Below are 246 nucleotides of genomic sequence, written 5' to 3' on the forward strand. Positions count from 1 at the left end.
GTTATAAAGGTCTTCTTCACTGTCATCGTCATTATCATCCATTTCGATCATTGGGAACATATGCCAATGAACAAGGTTGTTTTTATATTGGATGCCTGCAATGTAGAATTGATAGTTAAGCAGAGAGTGAAATGGCAACACTCGCTGCCTAGGTCTATTGACCACTCCGGCCATTTTAAACGACATTAATAGCCCAGCGCCGGCACCAACAAACATCATCGGCCCCACCAGCACCACCCCAATAAT

1 pseudogene is annotated in these 246 nt (G+C 43.9%); it reads right to left on the bottom strand.

The features are described from left to right. A pseudogene (locus TW84_RS24735) lies at positions 1-246 on the bottom strand (hypothetical protein); the annotation flags it as partial.

This window comes from Vibrio neptunius, assembly GCF_000967495.1.
Taxonomy (GTDB): domain Bacteria; phylum Pseudomonadota; class Gammaproteobacteria; order Enterobacterales; family Vibrionaceae; genus Vibrio; species Vibrio neptunius.